The organism is Micromonospora hortensis (assembly GCF_022230935.1).
In the GTDB taxonomy this organism is placed as follows: Bacteria; Actinomycetota; Actinomycetes; order Mycobacteriales; family Micromonosporaceae; genus Micromonospora; species Micromonospora hortensis.
On sequence record NZ_JAKKFE010000014.1, the window covers coordinates 60960 to 78401 of the forward strand.

The window sequence follows — 17442 nt, forward strand, 5'->3', positions numbered from 1 at the left end:
ACTGTCGTATTCTCCCCCACCCGTCGGCCGGGCTATCGTCATCGCCGTGCGTCATCACGCCGCCTACGGCTCAAATCTCGACCCTGCCCGGATGCGCGCCTACTGTCCGCATTCGCCGATGGTGGGCACCGGCTGGCTGGAGGGCTGGCGGCTGACCTTCGCCGGGGCGGACGTGATCGGCTGGGAGGGTGCGGTGAGCACCCTTGTCGAGTCCCCCGGTGACCGGGTCTTCGTGGCGCTCTACGACATCCACCCGTACGACGCCGGCCAGCTCGACGAGATCGAGGGGGTGACCGCCGGCACGTACCGCAAGCTGCACGTGCGGGTCTCCACCCTCGACGGCGACGTGACCGCCTGGATCTACGTCTTCAACGGGTACGAGGGTGGCCTGCCGACCTCGTGGTACCTGTCGGAGATCGCGAACGCCGCCGAGAAGGCGGGCGCCCCGGACGACTACGTCACCGAGCTGCGGGCCCGCCCCACCGGCACCGCCTCGGCGTAGCAGCGCGTATCGCACCCCTCCAGTGTGCTACCGCAGTCGAGCGGAGCGCCGGGCGGGCCGGACCGGGGTCGTCAATCACACACCGGCCGCCGGAACGGAAAGCTCGTACATGTCGGCCCACACGGTCTCCCGCAGGCCCACCGACTCGTACAGCGACAGCGGGGCGGTCGGGTTGGTGAGGTCGACGCCGAGGCCGACCGACCGCCGCCCCTTCTCGGCGTAGCGGGCGAAGGCGCTGCGCAGCAGCGCCGCACCCACACCCCTGCGCCGGTACGCGGGCAGCACCGACAAACTCTTCACCCAGCCCTGCTGCTGGTCGACCGCCTGGTCCGAGGACCGCAACGCGCCGACCGGCACCCCGTCCACCTCGGCGACGAACCACTCGTCCCAGGCGGTCAGGTCACCGATCCGGGCCCGCCACCGCTCGTACGACAGCGGCTCGTGATCGGCGGTGTCGGCGAAGGCGGTATCGGTGATCCGGTGGAACTCCCGCAGGTCGGCCTCGTCGTCCGGGCGGACCGGCCGCACCGTCACTGCCGATGGACCGGCCGGCTCGTCGGGCAGGTCGTCCAGCGGCCCGCTCATCCGGACGTATCTCTTGACGAGGGTGAACCCGACCTCGCGCAGGGTTCGTTCCCAGTCGCGTTCCGGCGCGAAGACCGCGCAACGGACGGTGAGCGACGGCAGCCCCCGCTCGGCGGCGCGCTCGGCGACCCGGTCCAGTTGGCGGAGTAGCAACGGCGCGCGGACGGCGGCGGCCCGTACCGGATCGACGTAGACCTCCACGAACTCCCGGCCCACACCTGTCGGGTTGTCCACCGTCGCCCAGGCGACCACAGTGTCGTCCGGGTCGATGGCCAGCCAGGAATCCCGGCTCGGGTCGAAGTGGGGGGCGGTCAGCGACGCCGCGACGTCCTCGGCGTCGAAGTCGGGATGGCCGATGGCGAAGGTGTCGGCGGCGTGCACCACCGCGAGGATCGCCGGCACGTCGTCGAGGGTGGGTCGGCGCGTCGTCCAACCAGCGGGAAGGGTCACGGCAGGACATCCTGGCAGCCGACCCGCTCCGGCGCCGCCCATTTTTCCGGCCGACGGGAAGCTCAGCCGAGGTCGACCCGGGTGCGGTGCAGCAACTCCACCAGCTCCGCGCCGTCGGCGGGCCCGAGGGCGGTGAACGCCGGCGCGGTCAGCCGGTTGGTCACCGCCTCCGCCCAGAGTCGGCGGCGTACCAGCGGCCCGATCGGCGGGTACGGCGGCGGCCAGCCACAGGCCACCGCGCCGGCCTCGCCCTCCGGCCCGGCCAGCACGGCCTCCAACGGGGTCATCCCCGCGGCGCGTACCGCCAGCAGGTAGGCGCCGGTGAAGTGTTCCCGGAGCAGCCGCAGCCCGGCGGCGCTGCGCGCCCCGGGCGAGAGATCCGGAAGCGGCATGGCCCGCCACGCGGCGAAGAGCGGCATCCCACTGGCCTCCGCCGCCACCACGGCCCGCTCGACGAGCGCCGACAGGCGTTCGGTGCCGGGCAGAGGGCCGAGCTGCTCCGCCCCCCACCGGCAGCATTCGGCGAGACTCGCGGCGGCCACCTCGAACGGCGGAACGACTCGGGCGGCGGCGTCCCAGCCGTCGGCGACCGCGTCCGGGGCGATGAACCCGAGGGCGGCCGCTGCCGTCTCGGCCCGCACACCGCCGAGCGCGCCGGCCCGGCCGCTGATGTAGAAGGCCCAGCCGGAGATGCCGAGCAGTCGGGCCCGGCGCAACGTGGTCGGGTCCCGGCTGAAGGCGTCGCCCAGGTCGAGCACGACGGGCTTACTGGCGGCCGCGACCTGCTCCGGAGTCACCGCGCCGCCTCGCTCGGGCAACCCGACCGGGCGACCACGACCACGACCCGACCCGGGGCCACTCGCCGTGTACGGTCCGCACACTCGTCGTCGTCCATCGATGGTCAGTCTGCCGCGCCACCGCCCGCGTCCGCATTCCCCTCTTCGGCCGCCAGTGCCTCGACCGCCGCCTCGACCTCGCCGGCGCGCCGCCGGGCCACTGTGACCGCACGCTCGGCGGCACGCCGGGCGAGCTTGGCCCGGCTGAGGTCCTGCTCGGCGACCGCGCGCCGCCGCTCCAGCTCGGCCAACTCGGCCTCAAGACGATCGAGCACTGCCGCACCGTCGCGCTCCTGCCCGGTCGCCTCGGTCAGCTCGGTCTCGGCCCGCTCCTGGTCGGCCTGGGCCTTCGCCAACTCCCGGTCCAGGGCGCGGCGCTGGCGGGCCCGCTCGGCTCGGGCCGCCCGCTGTGCGGCCCGCTCGGCCTGCTCGGCACGCTCGGCCGCCCGGTCCGGACGGGGTGCCGCCTCGGGACGGCCCCGTTGAGGGCCGGGTCGGCGGGCCGGGCGCTCCTCCTCGCGCTCCTCGTCATCGTCGGTGACCAGCCGCAGTTGCGGCCGGGGCACCTCACCGAAGCCGGCGTAGCTGGCCGCCCGCAGGAGGCGGCCCGCCCGCACCTGCTCGGCGACCTCGGCGTCGGAGAACGCCGCGTTCAGCGTCGCCTCCACCTCGGCCAGGGGCAGCCGGCTCGCCGGTGGCGCGTCCGGCTCGGCCGCGGCGAGCTTGCGAACCTCGGCGACCAGGGCGCCGACCACCGCCCGGCGCTGTGCGGACAGCTCCCGCAGTCGGGGCCCGCGCAACTCCCGCTGGGCGACTCGCAGGGCGTCGGCGAGCTGCACCAGATCGGCGACCAGCTCCGGGCGTCGGATGGAGAGCAGGTTCACCAACCAGGCGGCCACCGTCGGGCGACGCAGCCGGGCCAGTTGCCGGGCGGTGGTCGGGTCGCCGGCCCGGCGGGCCTCGGCCACGGCGGCGTCCCGGGCGGCCACGAACCGGTCCGGTGGGGTGCGGTAGAGCTGCTGCACCAGCTCCGCGGAGAGGCCGGGCATCGGGTCAGACGTCCACCCGGCTACCGGGCTCCAGTCGCTGGTATTCGGTGCCGGACAGCGCTGTGTACTGCCGGTCGAGCACGCCCAGCCCGTTGTCGTTGAGCAACGCGTCGTGCAGGGCGTACGCGCGCCGCGGTGCGACAGCGCGGATGAAGTCGACCACCTCGGAGAACTTCGACCATGGCGCGTGGATCGGCGCGAAGAGCGTGTCGACGGGTGTCTCGTCGGGCACCACCAGGGAGTCGCCCGGGTGGTAGACAACGTCGTTGATCAGGTAACCGAGGTTGTCGATCACCGGGATGTCGGGGTGGATCACAGCGTGCCGCCCCCCGTACGCGCGCACCGCGACCCCGGCGGCGGTGAACGACTCACCGACGCTGACCGGGCGCAGCACGTCGGCAGCGTCGCCCAGGGACTCGCCGAGCGAGGCGGGCCCATGGATCGGGAACGGCTGTCGGTCGAGTTGCAGGCGCACCGCGGCCAGATCGAGGTGGTCGGGGTGTTCGTGGGTGATCAGCACCGCGTCCGCACCGTCCAGCGCCGCCGCGGCGTCGCCGAACACCCCGGGGTCGACGACGAGCACTCCCCCGTCGTGTTCCACCCGAAGGCAGGAGTGGGCGTACTTGGTGAGCCGCATCGTGACTCCTCGATTATCGAATCGTGACGTCCTCAGCGCAGTCTGCCGGAACCAGCCGGTGTGTGCGTCGCGTCCGAGCTATCGCCACACCGGTTGACGACGATGGGAGCGGGGATGGACGGACAGGTGGGACGACGCCGCGGTGCGCTGCTGGCGGCCACGACACTGGCGGCGGCTCTGGCGCTGACGGGGTGCGGCGCTGGCGACAGCGGGGCGCGGGACAGCGCGGGCACGGCGGCCGAGGCGCCAGCGGCCAACGGCGGCGAGGCGGGCCGGGACGCCGCCGCTGGTGCGCCGCAGGGGGCCGGCGCGGGTGCACCGGACCTGCGGGTCGACCAGCGGGCGATCATCTACACCGGAAGGATGCGGGTGCAGGTGGACGATGTGGACTCCGCTGCCCGCGAGGCCACCGCCGTGGCCACCCAGGCCGGCGGCTTCGTCGGCGGCGACCAGCGGCGCAGTGCCGACGCCGACGCGGTGGCGGAGTTGGAGCTGCGGGTGCCGGCGGCGAAGTTCACCGGCGTGGTGGAGGAGATCGCGAAGCTCGGTCGGCAGCAGAGCCGGCAGATCGACACCCAGGACGTCACCGAGGAGACCGTCGACCTGGAGGCCCGGATCACCAGTCAGCGGGCCCGGGTGGAGAGCGCCCGCCGGTTGCTGTCCCGAGCCACCTCGATCACCGATCTGGTGTCGCTGGAGAACGAGTTGGGTCGCCGGGAGGCCGATCTGGCCTCGCTGGAGGCCAAGAAGCGGCGCCTGGCCGACCTGACCGCCCTCTCCACGATCACCGTGTCGCTGGCCGGGCCGGCGGCGAAGGACACCGAGGACGAGGCCGAGACCGGCTTCCTGGTCGGGCTCAGGGGCGGCTGGAAGGCGTTCCTCGTCTCGATGACCGTCCTGCTCACGGTGCTGGGTGCGTTGTTGCCCTGGCTGGTGGCGCTGGGCGTACCGCTGGTGGCGCTGCTGGTGGCGCTGCGCCGACGGCGTAAGTCCCCGGCTCTGGTCGCGCCGGTCAGCGCGCCGCCGCCAGTGCCCGCAACGCGGTCTGCACCATGACGCGGACACCGACCGCGATGGACCGCTCGTCCACGTCGAAGCTCGCCCGGTGCAGGTCGACGTTGGGGCCGGAGCGACCCACGCCGAGCCGGGCGAGGGCGCCGGGGACGTACTCCAGGTACCAGGAGAAGTCCTCGCCGCCCATGCTCTGCGGTGTCTCGGCGATCCCGTCCGGGCCGAGGGCGGCGGCGGTGGCTGCGGTCAGCACCTGGATGGCGTGGGAGTCGTTGCACACCGGCGGCCGGCCGCGCAGGTATTCCAGGTCGACAGTGGCACCGGTCGGCGCGATCACGTCCCGCACCACCTGAGCGACGATCTTGGGAGCTTGCTCCCAGGTGTCGCGGTCCATCACCCGGAGGGTGCCGGACGCGCTCGCCTCGGACGGGATGACGTTGTAGCGGGTGCCGGCCGAGGCGTGGCCGAAGACCAGCAGCAGGCCGCTGTTGGCCGGCACCCGGCGACTGACCAGGGCCGGCACCTCGGTGATCAGCCGACCGAGCGCGTCGACCATGTCGACGGTCAGGTGCGGGCGGGCGGTGTGCCCGCCCGGGCCGGAGAGTCGGACCGTCACGTTGTCGGCGGCCGCGGTGATCGGGCCGACCCGCAGGCCGACCTGGCCCACCTGCAGGTTCGGGTCGCAGTGCAGCGCGAAGATCTGCACCACGTCGTCCAGGCCGCCGGCCTCGATGACCTCCAGCGAACCGCAGGGCAGGATCTCCTCGGCCGGCTGGAAGATGAGCCGGACCCGACCGTCCAGCTCGCCGAGGTCGGCGAGTTGGGCCAGCAGCATGCCGACGCCGAGCAGGACCGAGGTGTGCACGTCGTGCCCGCAGGCGTGGCAGACGCCCTCGACCGTCGACCGGTACGGGACGTCCTTCGGGTCGTCCAGCGGCAGGGCGTCGATGTCGGCGCGCAGTGCCACGACCGGCCCGTCCGGCCTGCCGTTGACGTCGCAGATCACGCCGTTGCCCTTGGGCAGCAGGCGCGGATTCAGCCCGGCCAGCGACAGCTCCCGGGCGATCAGCGCGGCCGTCTCGAACTCGTTGCCGGACAGCTCCGGGTGCGAGTGGAGGTGACGGCGCGTAGCGATCAGCCCCGGTACCCGGAGCGCGAGAAGGTGGTCCAGCTCGCGGGGCAGGGGCTGGGATCCCGGTGGCGTCTCCGGCCAGGACGACGCCAGCTGGCCATTTGTGGGCAGCGTCAACGCACTCGTCACGTCGAATTCTCGATCACTAGGAATGGATGGATCATCGGGGACAGCAGACAGCCTAGACCTCCGACGGTGACGCTGCGCAACCTCGTTACGGTAATGATCGGACCGCACAGAGTCACGTATGCCCTGCTGGGGGCGCTCGTCAAGGCGGGGGACAGCAGGTAGATCACGGTCAAACGCCGTCATCAGCCCCTCACCTCCTACAACGCGTAACCGATCGCGGCGGTCACGAATCCCCGCGCCAGTCGGAGACCCGTTGCCAAATTGTCGCATTAGTCGGGGTGATGAACTGACACTCCGACAATTAGCCGACCACACACGGCAACGAGCCGGATAAGGACGCTCACATGCACCCACCCACCGTGGGCGCACACGGTGTGCGTCCCGGCTCAACCGACCGGATACCCGCTGAGAGTGCCGGACACACCGCGTCCCGAGGCCGCAGCGGCGGCCGGGCGCTCAGAATCGGTCGGTGGGTCGGTACAACCCCCACACCTCACGCAACGTCCCACAGACCTCACCCACCGTCGCCCGGGCCCGCAGCGCCTCCTTCATCGGGTACAACACGTTCTCCGTACCCTCGGCGGCAGCCCGAAGATCGGCGAGCGCCCGTGCCACCGCGTCGGCGTCCCGCTCGGCGCGCAGCCGGGCCAGCCGGTCGGCCTGGGCCGCCTCGATCGTCGGGTCGACCCGCAGCGGCTCGTACGGCTCCTCCTCGTCCACGGTGAACCTGTTGAGCCCGACCACCACCCGTTCCCCCGAGTCGATCTCCTGGGCGATCCGGTACGCGGACTGCTCGATCTCCCGCTTCTGGAACCCGGCCTCGATCGCGTCCACCGCCGAGCCGTGGTCGGCCACCCGCTCCATCAACTCGACGGCGGCGGCCTCGATCTCGGCGGTCATCGCCTCCACCACGTACGACCCGGCGAACGGGTCGACGGTGGCGGTCAGGTCCGTCTCGTAGGCCAGCACCTGCTGGGTACGCAGCGCGAGCCGGGCCGCCTTCTCGGTGGGCAGCGCGATCGCCTCGTCGAAGCTGTTGGTGTGCAGCGACTGGGTGCCACCGAGCACCGCAGCCAGACCCTGCACCGCCACCCGAACCAGGTTCACCTCCGGCTGCTGGGCGGTGAGCTGCACGCCAGCGGTCTGGGTGTGGAACCGCAGCATCATCGACTTCGGATCCTTGGCGCCGAAGTCGTCCCGCATCAGCCGGGCCCAGATCCGCCGGGCGGCGCGGAACTTCGCCACCTCCTCCAGCAGCGTGGTGCGGGCCACGAAGAAGAACGACAGCCGGGGCGCGAAGTCGTCGACGGCGAGCCCGGCGGCCAGCGCCGCCCGTACGTACTCCACCCCGTTGGCCAGCGTGAACGCGATCTCCTGCGCGGGCGTCGCGCCGGCCTCCGCCATGTGGTAGCCGGAAATCGAGATGGTGTTCCACTTCGGCACCTCGCTGCGGCAGTACGCGAACGTGTCGGCCACCAGGCGCAGCGACGGCTTCGGCGGGAAGATGTACGTCCCCCGGGCGATGTACTCCTTGAGGATGTCGTTCTGGATGGTGCCGTTGAGCGCCGTGCCCGGCACCCCGTTCTCCTCGGCGACGAGTTGGTAGAGCAGCAGCAGCACCGAGCCGGGCGCGTTGATGGTCATCGAGGTGGACACCTTGTCCAGTGGGATGTCGGCGAACAGCAGCCGCATGTCCTCGATGGAGTCGATCGCGACACCCACCTTGCCGACCTCGCCGTGCGCGATCGGCTCGTCCGAGTCGTAGCCCATCTGCGTCGGCAGGTCGAACGCGACCGAGAGGCCCATCGTGCCGGCCCGCAACAACTGGTGGTACCGCGCGTTGGACTCGGTGGCGGTGCCGAAGCCGGCGTACTGGCGCATGGTCCACGGGCGGGAGGTGTACATGGTGGGGTAGACACCCCGGGTGTACGGGAACTCGCCCGGGCTGCCGAGCCGGGAGTCCAGGTCCTCCGGAAGGTCGGCCTCCGTGTAGACGCCGTTGATCGGGAAACCGGACTCACTTGACCGCCGTTGGTTCATCCCCGGATGGTAGGACGCCTGGCCACGTGGTCGGGTGAGGGATACCGCACAGTGCGTCCCGACCCGTCGACACCAGGTGAACGACAGCGCACGTTCTGTCGACTTCGATAAACGTCCGCCGCGTCGGCTTTCGCATCGGGCGTCGGAACCAGCAAGATAGGGGGGTTGTGTCCCAGCCCCCCTCGATTTCCCCCGGTGGCTTTTCTGTGACTCAGATCCCGACGTGGAGCGGCGGACCAGTTAGTCCCGCCAACGGACGAGCGGCGCCCGGCACCACCATTGGTGGCCGGTACTCGCTGCGGTCCTCGGTGGGCAACGGCGGCATGGGCACGGTGTGGCGCGCCACAGACACCCTGCTGCGCCGCGACGTGGCGGTGAAGGAGGTCGTCCTGCCCCCGGGGCTGGCCCCCAGCGACCGCGACGCGATGTACGAACGCACCCTGCGCGAGGCCCGCGCCGCCGCCGCCATCCAGCACCCCGCTGTGGTGCAGGTGTACGACGTGGTCACCGAGGCCGGCAGGCCGTGGATCGTGATGGAGCTGCTGGACGCCCGCAGCCTCGCCGACATGGTGATCGAGGACGGGCCGGTCGCGCCCCGCGCCGTCGCCAAGATCGGCATCGCGCTGCTCGGCGCGTTGGAGGTCGCGCACGCGATCGGCGTGCTGCACCGCGACGTCAAACCCGCAAACGTGCTGATCTGCACCGACGGGCGCTGCGTGCTGACCGACTTCGGGGTCGCCCGGATGCCCACCGACGTGCAGCTCACCACCCCCGGCATGGTGCTCGGCTCGCCGCACTTCATCTCGCCCGAGCGGGCCATGGGCCAGGAGTTCGGCCCGCCCAGTGACCTCTTCTCGCTGGGTGTGACGCTCTACACCGCCGTCGAGGGGCGGCCCCCGTTCGACAAGGGCGACCCGATCGAGACCATGCACGCCGTGGTGGAGGACCCGCCCGCCCCACCGCAGCGCAGCGGCCCGCTGACCCGGGTGCTGATGGGTCTGCTCGAGAAGGACCCGGCGCGCCGACTCGACGTGCACACCTCCCGGGCCATGCTGCGCGAGCTGCTCGCCGGCCCGCTGGGCAGCACGGCGACGGCTGTGCACTCGGTCACCGACCCGTACGCAGTGGTGCCGGTGCAGCAGCGCCCCATCCCCGTCCTCCCGCCGCCCCCGCCGGAGCCGAAGCCGGACAGCCAGATCGGTGGCCCGGCGATGCTGGCCCCGGGTGAGTCCCTGACCGACCGGCTGGCCTCGCTGCGCCGGGGCGAGCGCCCGCAGGCAGCTCGCCCGGCCGGCACCACCGGTGGGCTCGACGAGACCAGCGCCGACGCGTTGGCCGGTCCGCTGCACACGCCGACCGGCGCGATGCCGAGTCCCGGACGACCCGCGGCCGGGCGCACCTACGGCGGCAACGCGGACGCCACCCAGCGGGTGGATGTCGGCGGGCACCCCGACGCCACCCAGCGGGTGGACGCCGGCGGACACCCCGACGCCACCCAGCGGGTCAGCTACGGCAGCCCGGCCGATGCCACCCAGCAGGTCGGGTACGGCGGCGCACCGGAGGCCACCCAGCGCGTCGGCGGCACCTACGGCGGCGGCAACCAGTGGTCGGTGCCGGGCACCGGCCAGCCCTGGGCCACCGCGCCCGCCGCCTCGGGCGGCAGCGCGCTGGACAAGGTCCGGGCCACCGGTGGTCAGCTCGTCACCACTGTCAAGGGCTGGCCGCGCAAGGTGCAGCTCGCCGCGGCCGGCGGGTTGGTCGTCGTGCTGCTGATCACCGCTGTGGCGCTCTCCGGCGGCGACGACGCCCCGCCGAGCACCCCTGCCGCGCAGCCCACCACGTCCGCCCCGGCGGCCCCCACCGTCGAGATGCAGGAGCACGCGGCCCGCGGGATCCAGGTCATGGTGCCGAAGGGCTGGAAGAAGGCCACCGGCGGCTCGTACACCGACTACATCGACCCGGCGGACAGCGGCCGCAAGGTCCGCATCATCACCGAGAAGTGGAGCAGCAGCTCCGTCCGGTGGGCCGAGACGGCCGAGAACGGGCTCAAGACCCGGAGCACCTCCTGCGTCAAGCCGTACAACCAGGTCTCCTCCACCGAGACCGAACTGGCCAGCAAGCCGGCAGCCGAATTCGAGTACACCTGCGGCGCTGGTGACGCGATGCGGCACGGCGTCTGGCGGGGCGTCGCGCAGGACGGCAAGGCGTACTCGTTCTACCTCACCGCCACGGACGCCAAGTTCGCGGAGAGCAAGCCGATCTTCGACGAGATGGCACGGACGTTCCAGCTCACCGGGAACGGCTGAGCCGGAGGGAACCCACAGGGGCGATCCGCCGCCGTGCTATCAAAGGGGCATGGCGGCGGACACCACTGACATCGACGACATTCGCGAGCAAGCCCGGCGCTGGCTGGCCGACGACCCCGACCCGGCCAGCCGGGACGAGCTGACGGCGGTGCTCGATGGCCTCCCGGCGAGCGCCCCGGAGCTGGCCGACCGGTTCGCCGGCCCGCTGACCTTCGGCACGGCGGGCCTACGCGGCCCGCTGCGCGCCGGCCCGAACGGCATGAACCTCGCCGTGGTCACCCGGGCCGCTGCCGGCCTGGTCACCTGGCTCGCGGCCCAGGGTGGCACCGGCCCGTTGGTGATCGGGTACGACGCCCGCCACGGCTCCCGCCAGTTCGCCGAGCGCACCGCCCAGGTGGCCACCGGCGCTGGCCGCCCGGCGCTGCTGCTGCCCAGCCCGCTGCCCACCCCGGTGCTGGCGTACGCCGTGCGGAACCTCGGCGGTGTCGCCGGAGTGATGGTCACGGCCAGCCACAACCCGCCGCAGGACAACGGCTACAAGGTCTACCTCGGCGCGGAGTTGGGCGGCGAGTTGGGCGCCGGCGCGCAGATCGTGCCACCCGCCGACGCCGGTATCGAGGCCGCCATCCGATCGGTCGGGCCGCTGGCCCAGGTGCCGTTGGGCGAGCCCGGTCTGGTGCTCGGCGACGACCTGGTCGCCTCGTACGTCGAACGGGCCACCGCGGTGATCGACCCGGACGGGCCGCGGGACCTGACTGTGGCGTACACACCGCTGCACGGGGTGGGCGCGGCGGTGCTCACCGCCGCCTTCGCCCGCGCGGGCTTTCCGACCCCCGGGGTGGTGCCCGACCAGGCCGAACCGGACCCGGCGTTCCCCACCGTGTCATTCCCCAACCCGGAGGAACCGGGTGCTGTGGATCGGCTCATCGCCCTGGCCGACTCCACCGGCGCGGACCTCGCCATCGCCAACGACCCGGACGCCGACCGTTGCGCGGTGGTCGTCCGGGACGACCGCGACGGCTGGCGGATGCTGCGGGGCGACGAGGTGGGCGTCCTGCTCGCCGATCACCTGATGCGCCGGGGGGTGACCGGGCTCTACGCCACCACGATCGTGTCGTCGTCACTGCTACGGGCGATGTGCGCGGCCCGGGGCCTGCCCTACGACGAGACGTTGACCGGGTTCAAGTGGATCGTGCGGGCCGGCGGCGGGAGCGCGCCGCTGGTCTTCGGCTACGAGGAGGCGCTCGGCTACTGCGTCGCCCCGGAACACGTCCGGGACAAGGACGGCATCACCGCCGCGCTGACGGTGGCGGAGTTGGCCGCCGGCCTGAAGACGCAGGGTCGTACGCTGACCGACCGGCTGGACGAGCTGGCCGCCGAGTTCGGCGTACACCACACCGACCAGCTCTCCGCCCGGGTGGACGACCTGCGGGTCATCGCCGACGCGATGGCCCGGATCCGGGCGGCCACCCCGGCCACACTGCTCGGGCAGCCGGTGGACAGCGTCCGGGACCTGCTGCCCCAGTCGGACGTGGTGATCCTCCGGACCGCTGTGGCCCGGGTGGTGATCCGCCCGTCCGGGACCGAGCCGAAGCTCAAGGCGTACCTCGAGGTGGTGGAACCGGTAGTCGACGGTGACGTCCAGACGGCCCGCAGCAGGGCGGCGTCGGCAGTGGTCGCGCTCCGCGCTGAGGTCAGCGCCGCCCTTGGCATCTGAACCCCGCAGCACCCAGCCACAACAGGTCCGCCCTTTGCTCTGCACCCGCGGAAGCGCCATCCCACTGTCAGCCGGTGGCGCCTGGGCGGGTGCAGAGCAAAGGGCGCGCCGAGCGGGTCGACCCGACGTCAGCGGCGCGGGCCGAGGGCCTGGTCGACGGCCCTGGCCAGGGCGGCGACGACCAGGCCGACCGACGGACGGACCACCGAGTCGTCGGTGCTCACCTCGCCGGAGAACCCGGCGCCGGTGGCGATCTCCGTCAGCCGGCGGCGGGCGTCGGCGGCGGCCTCGCCGCTCACCCCGAGCGCGGACTCCATCCGGAGCACCACCACCAGGGTGGCCAGCGCGGCGGTCCGCTCGTCCGGGGCTGCCGCGCCGGTCAGCGCCTCGGCCAGCCGCTGCCGGGTCTCCGCCTCGACGGAGGTGTCCACGACCGGGTAACGGTGCACGTGGATGAAGCCCAGCTCGGTCTCGTCGACGTCCCGGACGACGCCCTGCCGACACAGGTCGGCGAGGATCCGGTCGCGCAGGCCGTGCCGCAGACGCTGCACCCAGGACGCCGGGGTGTGCGGGGTGTCGGCGGCGATCCGGCTGAGGACATCGTCGCTGAACGGCTCGCCGGTCGGCGTCGGGTCGATCACCGTCAGGGACCCGTCGGCGTACGCGATCCGGCCGGCCAGAGCCAGCTCGACCAGCACCGCGGCGGCCATGCCCAGGTCCAGGCTGATCCGTGGCATTGTCGCCTTGCCGGTCGTGTCGTCGTAGGCGAGGAGCAGCAACTCCTCGGCGAGCGCAACACCAGTCATGGCCGGAGACGGTAGCGGGTCCGCGCACCGCGCGCACGGACCCGCCGGACCCGGCACCGACCGGGTATCCCCTCAGAAGCGGGGCATGCCACCGAACTGGCGGTCGCCGGCGTCGCCGAGGCCGGGGACGATGAACATGCTGTCGTTGAGCCCCTCGTCGATCGAGGCCGTGACCAGGCGCAGCGGCAGACCGGAGCGTTCCAGCCGCTCGATGCCGACCGGGGCGGCGAGCACACAGAGCACTGTGATGTCGGTGCAGCCCCGGTCGGCCAGCAGCCGACAGGAGTGCTCCAGCGAACCACCGGTGGCCAGCATCGGGTCGAGCACCAGCACCGGCAGACCGGCCAGATCGCGGGGCAACGACTCCATGTACGCGCGGGGCTCGTAGGTCTCCTCGTCGCGGGCCAGGCCCACGAAGCCCATCGACGACTCCGGCAGCAGGCCGAGCGCGGCGTCCGCCATGCCCAGGCCGGCGCGCAGCACCGGGACCAGCAGCGGCGGGTTGGCCAGCCGGGTGCCCTCGGTGCCGGTGACCGGCGTCTGCACCGGATACCGCTCGACGGGGAAGGTGCGCGCCGCCTCGTACACCAGCATGGTGGTCAGTTCGTGCAGCGCCGCCCGGAACGTCGAGGAATCGGTGCGCGCGTCCCGCATGGCGGTCAGTCGAGACTGGGCCAGCGGGTGGTCAATGACGTGTACGTCCACGATCGCTCAACCTACCGGTCCGTACCGCGCGGCGGTGCGGGTGCGGTCGGACCAGGGACGCCGCTCACGTCAGCGCGTCATCGAGCGGTCGTGAGCAAGATCACTCGGCGGTCTGGTGCGTAGACTTCTCGCCATGACGGCGACAACGACGTCGGCCCGGTCGGAGCTCTCCGAGCTGGGACGATCCGAGACCGCTCTGCGGACCTTCCTGCACGGCCTGCCCGGCGTGGACCAGGTCGGCGCGGAGCAGCGGGCGGCACAGCTCGGCACCCGCTCCATCAAGACCACCGCCAAGGCCCAGGCGATCGACCTGGCGATCCGGATGGTCGACCTGACCACCCTGGAAGGGGCGGACACCCCGGGCAAGGTGCGCGCGCTCGCCGCGAAGGCCCTGCGTCCGGACCCGGCCGACCCGTCCTGCCCGCACGTCGGCGCGGTCTGCGTCTACCCGGCGATGGTCCCCTACGTGGCGGAGGTACTGCGCGGCTCGGGTGTGCACCTGGCCAGCGTGGCGACCGCGTTCCCGTCGGGTCAGGCGCCGTTGGAGATCAAGTTGGCCGACACCCGGGCCGCCGTCGCGGCCGGCGCCGACGAGATCGACATGGTGATCAACCGGGGTGCGTTCCTGGCCGGGCGGTACAAGGAGGTCTACGACGAGATCGTGGCCACCAAGGAGGCCTCCGGGGATGCCCACCTCAAGGTGATCCTGGAGACCGGCGAGCTGGCCACCTACGACAACGTCCGGCGGGCCTCCTGGCTGGCCATGCTGGCCGGCGGCGACTTCATCAAGACCTCCACCGGCAAGGTCCCGATCGCGGCGACCATGCCGGTGAGCCTGGTGATGCTGGAAGCGGTCCGCGACTTCCGCGAAGCGACCGGACGGCAGGTGGGCGTGAAGCCCGCCGGTGGCATCAAGACCACCAAGGACGCGATCAAGTACCTGGTGATGGTCAACGAGACCGTCGGCCCGGACTGGCTCGACCCGGACTGGTTCCGCTTCGGCGCGTCCAGCCTGCTCAACGACCTGCTGATGCAGCGCACCAAGCTGACGACCGGCACCTACTCCGGTCCCGACTACTTCACCCTGGACTGATAGCCGATGTTCGAATACGCCCCCGCCCCCGAGTCCCGCTCGGTGGTGGACCTCAAGCCCTCGTACGGGCTGTTCATCGACGGCACGTTCGTCGACCCGACCGACGGTGACAGCTTCAAGTCGATCAACCCCGCCTCCGAGGAGGTGCTGGCCGAGGTCGCCGAGGCCGGCGCCCAGGACGTGGAACGCGCGGTGCGGGCCGCCCGCAAGGCGTACGACAAGGTCTGGGGCCCGATGTCGGGCCGGGACCGGGCGAAGTACCTGTACCGGATCGCCCGGCTCATCCAGGAGCGCTCCCGCGAGCTGGCCGTCCTGGAGTCGCTGGACAACGGCAAGCCGATCCGCGAGTCCCGCGACGTCGACCTGCCGCTGGTCGCCGCGCACTTCTTCTACTACGCGGGCTGGGCCGACAAGCTGGAGCACGCCGGGTTCGGCGCGAACCCGCGGCCCATCGGCGTGGCCGCGCAGGTCATCCCGTGGAACTTCCCGCTGCTCATGCTGGCCTGGAAGATCGCCCCGGCGCTCGCCGCGGGCAACACCGTCGTGCTGAAGCCGGCCGAGACCACCCCGCTGACCGCGCTGCTCTTCGCCGAGATCTGCCAGCAGGCCGAACTGCCGGCCGGTGTGGTCAACATCCTCACCGGCGCCGGCGACACCGGCCGCGCGCTGGTCGAGCACCCCGGCGTGGACAAGGTCGCCTTCACCGGCTCCACCGACGTGGGCCGGGCCATCGCCCGGTCGGTCGCCGGCACCAGCAAGAAACTCACCTTGGAACTGGGCGGCAAGGCCGCCAACATCGTCTTCGACGACGCACCGATCGACCAGGCCGTCGAAGGCATCGTGAACGGCATCTTCTTCAACCAGGGGCACGTCTGCTGCGCCGGCTCCCGACTCCTGGTTCAGGAGAACGTGGCCGACCGGGTGCTGGAGTCGCTGAAGCGACGGATGGCTCAGCTGCGGGTCGGCGACCCGTTGGACAAGAACACCGACGTCGGCGCGATCAACTCGGCCGCCCAACTGGAGCGGATCCGCGAACTGTCCGACGCCGGTTCCGCCGAGGGCGCCGAGCGCTGGTCACCGCCGTGCGACCTGCCCGACCGGGGCTTCTGGTTCGCGCCGACCATCTTCACCGGCGTCACCCAGGCACACCGGATCGCCCGCGAGGAGATCTTCGGCCCGGTGCTGTCGGTGCTCACCTTCCGCACCCCGGCCGAGGCCGTGGAGAAGGCCAACAACACGCCGTACGGGCTGTCGGCCGGGATCTGGACCGACAAGGGCTCCCGGATCCTGTGGATGGCCGACCGGCTGCGCGCCGGCGTGGTCTGGGCCAACACCTTCAACAAGTTCGACCCCACCTCGCCGTTCGGTGGGTACAAGGAGTCGGGCTACGGTCGCGAGGGCGGCCGGCACGGGCTGGAGGGCTACCTCAATGTCTGAGCGGGTCGCGGTACGCAAGACGTACAAGCTCTTCATCGGCGGGAAGTTTCCGCGCAGCGAGTCGGGACGGTCGTATCTCGTGCAGTCCTCGAATGTGTCACTGGCCTCCCGCAAGGACGCCCGGGACGCGGTGGTCGCCGCCCGCGCCGCCGTCAAGGGCTGGGCCGGCGCGACCGCGTACAACAGGGGTCAGATCCTCTACCGGGCCGCCGAGATGCTGGAGGGCCGCCGCGAACAGTTCGTCGCCCTGGGCATCCCCGGCGACGAGGTGGACGCCGCTGTCGACCGCTGGGTCTGGTACGCCGGCTGGGCCGACAAGCTGGCCCAGGTGTACGGCGGCGCCAACCCCGTCGCCGGCCCGTACTTCAACATCTCCGCGCCCGAGCCGACCGGCGTGGTCGCTGTGGTCGCCCCGGAGCGCCCGGCGCTGCTCGGCCTGGTCAGCGTGATCGCCCCGGCGATCGTCACCGGCAACACGGTGGTGGTGGCGGCGTCCCCGAGCGAGCCGCTGGCGGCGGTGACGCTGGCCGAGGTGCTGGCCACCTCCGACCTGCCCGGCGGTGTCGTCAACATCCTCACCGGCGCGATCACCGAGACCGCGCCGACGCTGGCCGCGCACATGGACGTCAACGCGATCGACCTGACCGGGGTCACCGACGCCGCGCTCGCCACCGACCTGGAGGTCAAGGCCGCGGAGAACCTCAAGCGGGTGCTCCGACCGGCTCCGGCCGACCACGACTGGACCGCTGACCCAGGGGTGGCGCCGATGACCGCGCTGTTGGAGACGAAGACGGTGTGGCACCCCAAGGGGGTGTGATCGCTTCCTGCCTTTGGGGTTTTCCGGGGGAGCCCCGCCCGCTCCGGGCGGTCAGGCTTGATCCCTGCGCGGGCGGGGCTCCCCCGGAAAACCTGACGTGGGCCGGGTCCGTCGGTCGGGTCAGCTCACTGGTACTGCCTCGGGGTGGGTCACCAAGATCTGCGCAACGTCAGGGTTGTTGCTGCCTCAC

At 72.1% G+C, this 17442-nt stretch carries 15 protein-coding genes; 7 read left to right on the forward strand and 8 right to left on the reverse strand.

Annotated features, from left to right (window positions below):
• Positions 1 to 46 precede the first annotated feature (46 nt).
• Positions 47 to 502 carry a gamma-glutamylcyclotransferase family protein gene (locus tag NIE111_RS11835; protein ID WP_112588201.1) on the forward strand — a complete coding sequence of 152 codons (456 nt, stop codon included), beginning with the start codon at positions 47 to 49 and terminating at the stop codon, positions 500 to 502.
• Between the two features lie 75 nt (positions 503 to 577).
• On the opposite strand, the gene NIE111_RS32235 is transcribed toward NIE111_RS11835, so the two are convergent.
• The 4 genes from NIE111_RS32235 to NIE111_RS11855 form a co-directional block, all read right to left on the reverse strand.
• On the reverse strand, positions 578 to 1537 hold the full coding sequence (locus tag NIE111_RS32235; protein ID WP_238684455.1) for a GNAT family N-acetyltransferase: 960 nt from the start codon (positions 1535 to 1537) through the stop codon (positions 578 to 580).
• Between the two features lie 62 nt (positions 1538 to 1599).
• On the reverse strand, positions 1600 to 2334 hold the full coding sequence (locus NIE111_RS11845; protein WP_238684456.1) for an SCO6745 family protein: 735 nt from the start codon (positions 2332 to 2334) through the stop codon (positions 1600 to 1602).
• A 104-nt stretch (positions 2335 to 2438) separates the two neighbouring features.
• The gene (locus NIE111_RS11850) at positions 2439 to 3422 is read right to left on the reverse strand and encodes a hypothetical protein (protein ID WP_238684457.1); all 984 of its coding nucleotides are present in this window, start codon (positions 3420 to 3422) and stop codon (positions 2439 to 2441) included.
• Positions 3423 to 3426: 4 nt separating this feature from the next.
• Positions 3427 to 4059 carry an MBL fold metallo-hydrolase gene (locus tag NIE111_RS11855; RefSeq protein WP_238684458.1) on the reverse strand — a complete coding sequence of 211 codons (633 nt, stop codon included), beginning with the start codon at positions 4057 to 4059 and terminating at the stop codon, positions 3427 to 3429.
• 93 nt (positions 4060 to 4152) lie between these two features.
• Between NIE111_RS11855 and NIE111_RS11860 the strand changes: the two genes are divergently transcribed.
• On the forward strand, positions 4153 to 5115 hold the full coding sequence (locus tag NIE111_RS11860; protein WP_238684459.1) for a DUF4349 domain-containing protein: 963 nt from the start codon (positions 4153 to 4155) through the stop codon (positions 5113 to 5115).
• On the opposite strand, the gene NIE111_RS11865 is transcribed toward NIE111_RS11860, so the two are convergent.
• Both NIE111_RS11865 and NIE111_RS11870 read right to left on the reverse strand, forming a co-directional pair.
• Positions 5072 to 6331 (reverse strand): amidohydrolase, encoded by a 1260-nt coding sequence (locus tag NIE111_RS11865; RefSeq protein WP_238684460.1) that lies wholly within the window; start codon positions 6329 to 6331, stop codon positions 5072 to 5074. The two genes, NIE111_RS11860 and NIE111_RS11865, sit on opposite strands and share 44 nt — an antisense overlap.
• A 456-nt stretch (positions 6332 to 6787) precedes the next feature.
• Entirely contained in the window at positions 6788 to 8371 is a 1584-nt protein-coding gene (locus NIE111_RS11870) for an acyl-CoA mutase large subunit family protein (RefSeq protein WP_238684461.1), read from the reverse strand.
• Positions 8372 to 8577: 206 nt separating this feature from the next.
• On the opposite strand from NIE111_RS11870, the gene NIE111_RS11875 reads away from it, so the two are divergent.
• The gene (locus tag NIE111_RS11875; protein WP_238684462.1) at positions 8578 to 10677 is read left to right on the forward strand and encodes a serine/threonine-protein kinase; all 2100 of its coding nucleotides are present in this window, start codon (positions 8578 to 8580) and stop codon (positions 10675 to 10677) included.
• A gap of 49 nt (positions 10678 to 10726) precedes the next feature.
• Positions 10727 to 12394, forward strand: coding sequence for a phospho-sugar mutase (locus NIE111_RS11880; RefSeq protein WP_238684463.1), 1668 nt, complete (start codon positions 10727 to 10729; stop codon positions 12392 to 12394).
• Between the two features lie 128 nt (positions 12395 to 12522).
• Here NIE111_RS11880 and NIE111_RS11885 read toward each other — a convergent pair whose 3' ends face one another.
• Positions 12523 to 13200: a GOLPH3/VPS74 family protein gene (locus tag NIE111_RS11885; protein ID WP_238684464.1), complete on the reverse strand. Its 678-nt coding sequence runs from the start codon at positions 13198 to 13200 to the stop codon at positions 12523 to 12525.
• Positions 13201 to 13272: 72 nt separating this feature from the next.
• Entirely contained in the window at positions 13273 to 13905 is a 633-nt protein-coding gene (gene upp, locus NIE111_RS11890; protein ID WP_210784459.1) for a uracil phosphoribosyltransferase, read from the reverse strand.
• Between the two features lie 133 nt (positions 13906 to 14038).
• Here upp and deoC point away from each other — a divergent pair, with 133 nt between their 5' ends.
• Genes deoC through NIE111_RS11905 form a run of 3 tightly spaced genes read left to right on the forward strand, consistent with a single transcriptional unit; the run spans position 14039 to position 17252 of the window.
• Complete coding sequence (gene deoC, locus NIE111_RS11895) at positions 14039 to 14998, forward strand: deoxyribose-phosphate aldolase (protein WP_238684465.1); 960 nt, start codon at positions 14039 to 14041, stop codon at positions 14996 to 14998.
• A gap of 6 nt (positions 14999 to 15004) precedes the next feature.
• On the forward strand, positions 15005 to 16435 hold the full coding sequence (locus NIE111_RS11900) for an aldehyde dehydrogenase family protein (RefSeq protein WP_238684466.1): 1431 nt from the start codon (positions 15005 to 15007) through the stop codon (positions 16433 to 16435).
• Entirely contained in the window at positions 16428 to 17252 is an 825-nt protein-coding gene (locus NIE111_RS11905) for an aldehyde dehydrogenase family protein (RefSeq protein WP_210818811.1), read from the forward strand. The genes NIE111_RS11900 and NIE111_RS11905 overlap by 8 nt, the downstream gene beginning before the upstream one ends.
• Positions 17253 to 17442 lie beyond the last annotated feature (190 nt).

What these genes read in the sequence shown, in the direction of transcription:
- NIE111_RS11855 (WP_238684458.1), bottom strand. Translation starts at nt 4,059, where the DNA reads ATGCGGCTCACCAAGTACGCCCACTCCTGCCTTCGGGTGGAACACGAC.
- NIE111_RS11905 (WP_210818811.1), top strand. Translation starts at nt 16,428, where the DNA reads ATGTCTGAGCGGGTCGCGGTACGCAAGACGTACAAGCTCTTCATCGGC.
- NIE111_RS11900 (WP_238684466.1), top strand. Translation starts at nt 15,005, where the DNA reads ATGTTCGAATACGCCCCCGCCCCCGAGTCCCGCTCGGTGGTGGACCTC.
- NIE111_RS11885 (WP_238684464.1), bottom strand. Translation starts at nt 13,200, where the DNA reads ATGACTGGTGTTGCGCTCGCCGAGGAGTTGCTGCTCCTCGCCTACGAC.
- NIE111_RS11870 (WP_238684461.1), bottom strand. Translation starts at nt 8,371, where the DNA reads ATGAACCAACGGCGGTCAAGTGAGTCCGGTTTCCCGATCAACGGCGTC.
- deoC (WP_238684465.1), top strand. Translation starts at nt 14,039, where the DNA reads ATGACGGCGACAACGACGTCGGCCCGGTCGGAGCTCTCCGAGCTGGGA.
- NIE111_RS11850 (WP_238684457.1), bottom strand. Translation starts at nt 3,422, where the DNA reads ATGCCCGGCCTCTCCGCGGAGCTGGTGCAGCAGCTCTACCGCACCCCA.
- NIE111_RS11880 (WP_238684463.1), top strand. Translation starts at nt 10,727, where the DNA reads ATGGCGGCGGACACCACTGACATCGACGACATTCGCGAGCAAGCCCGG.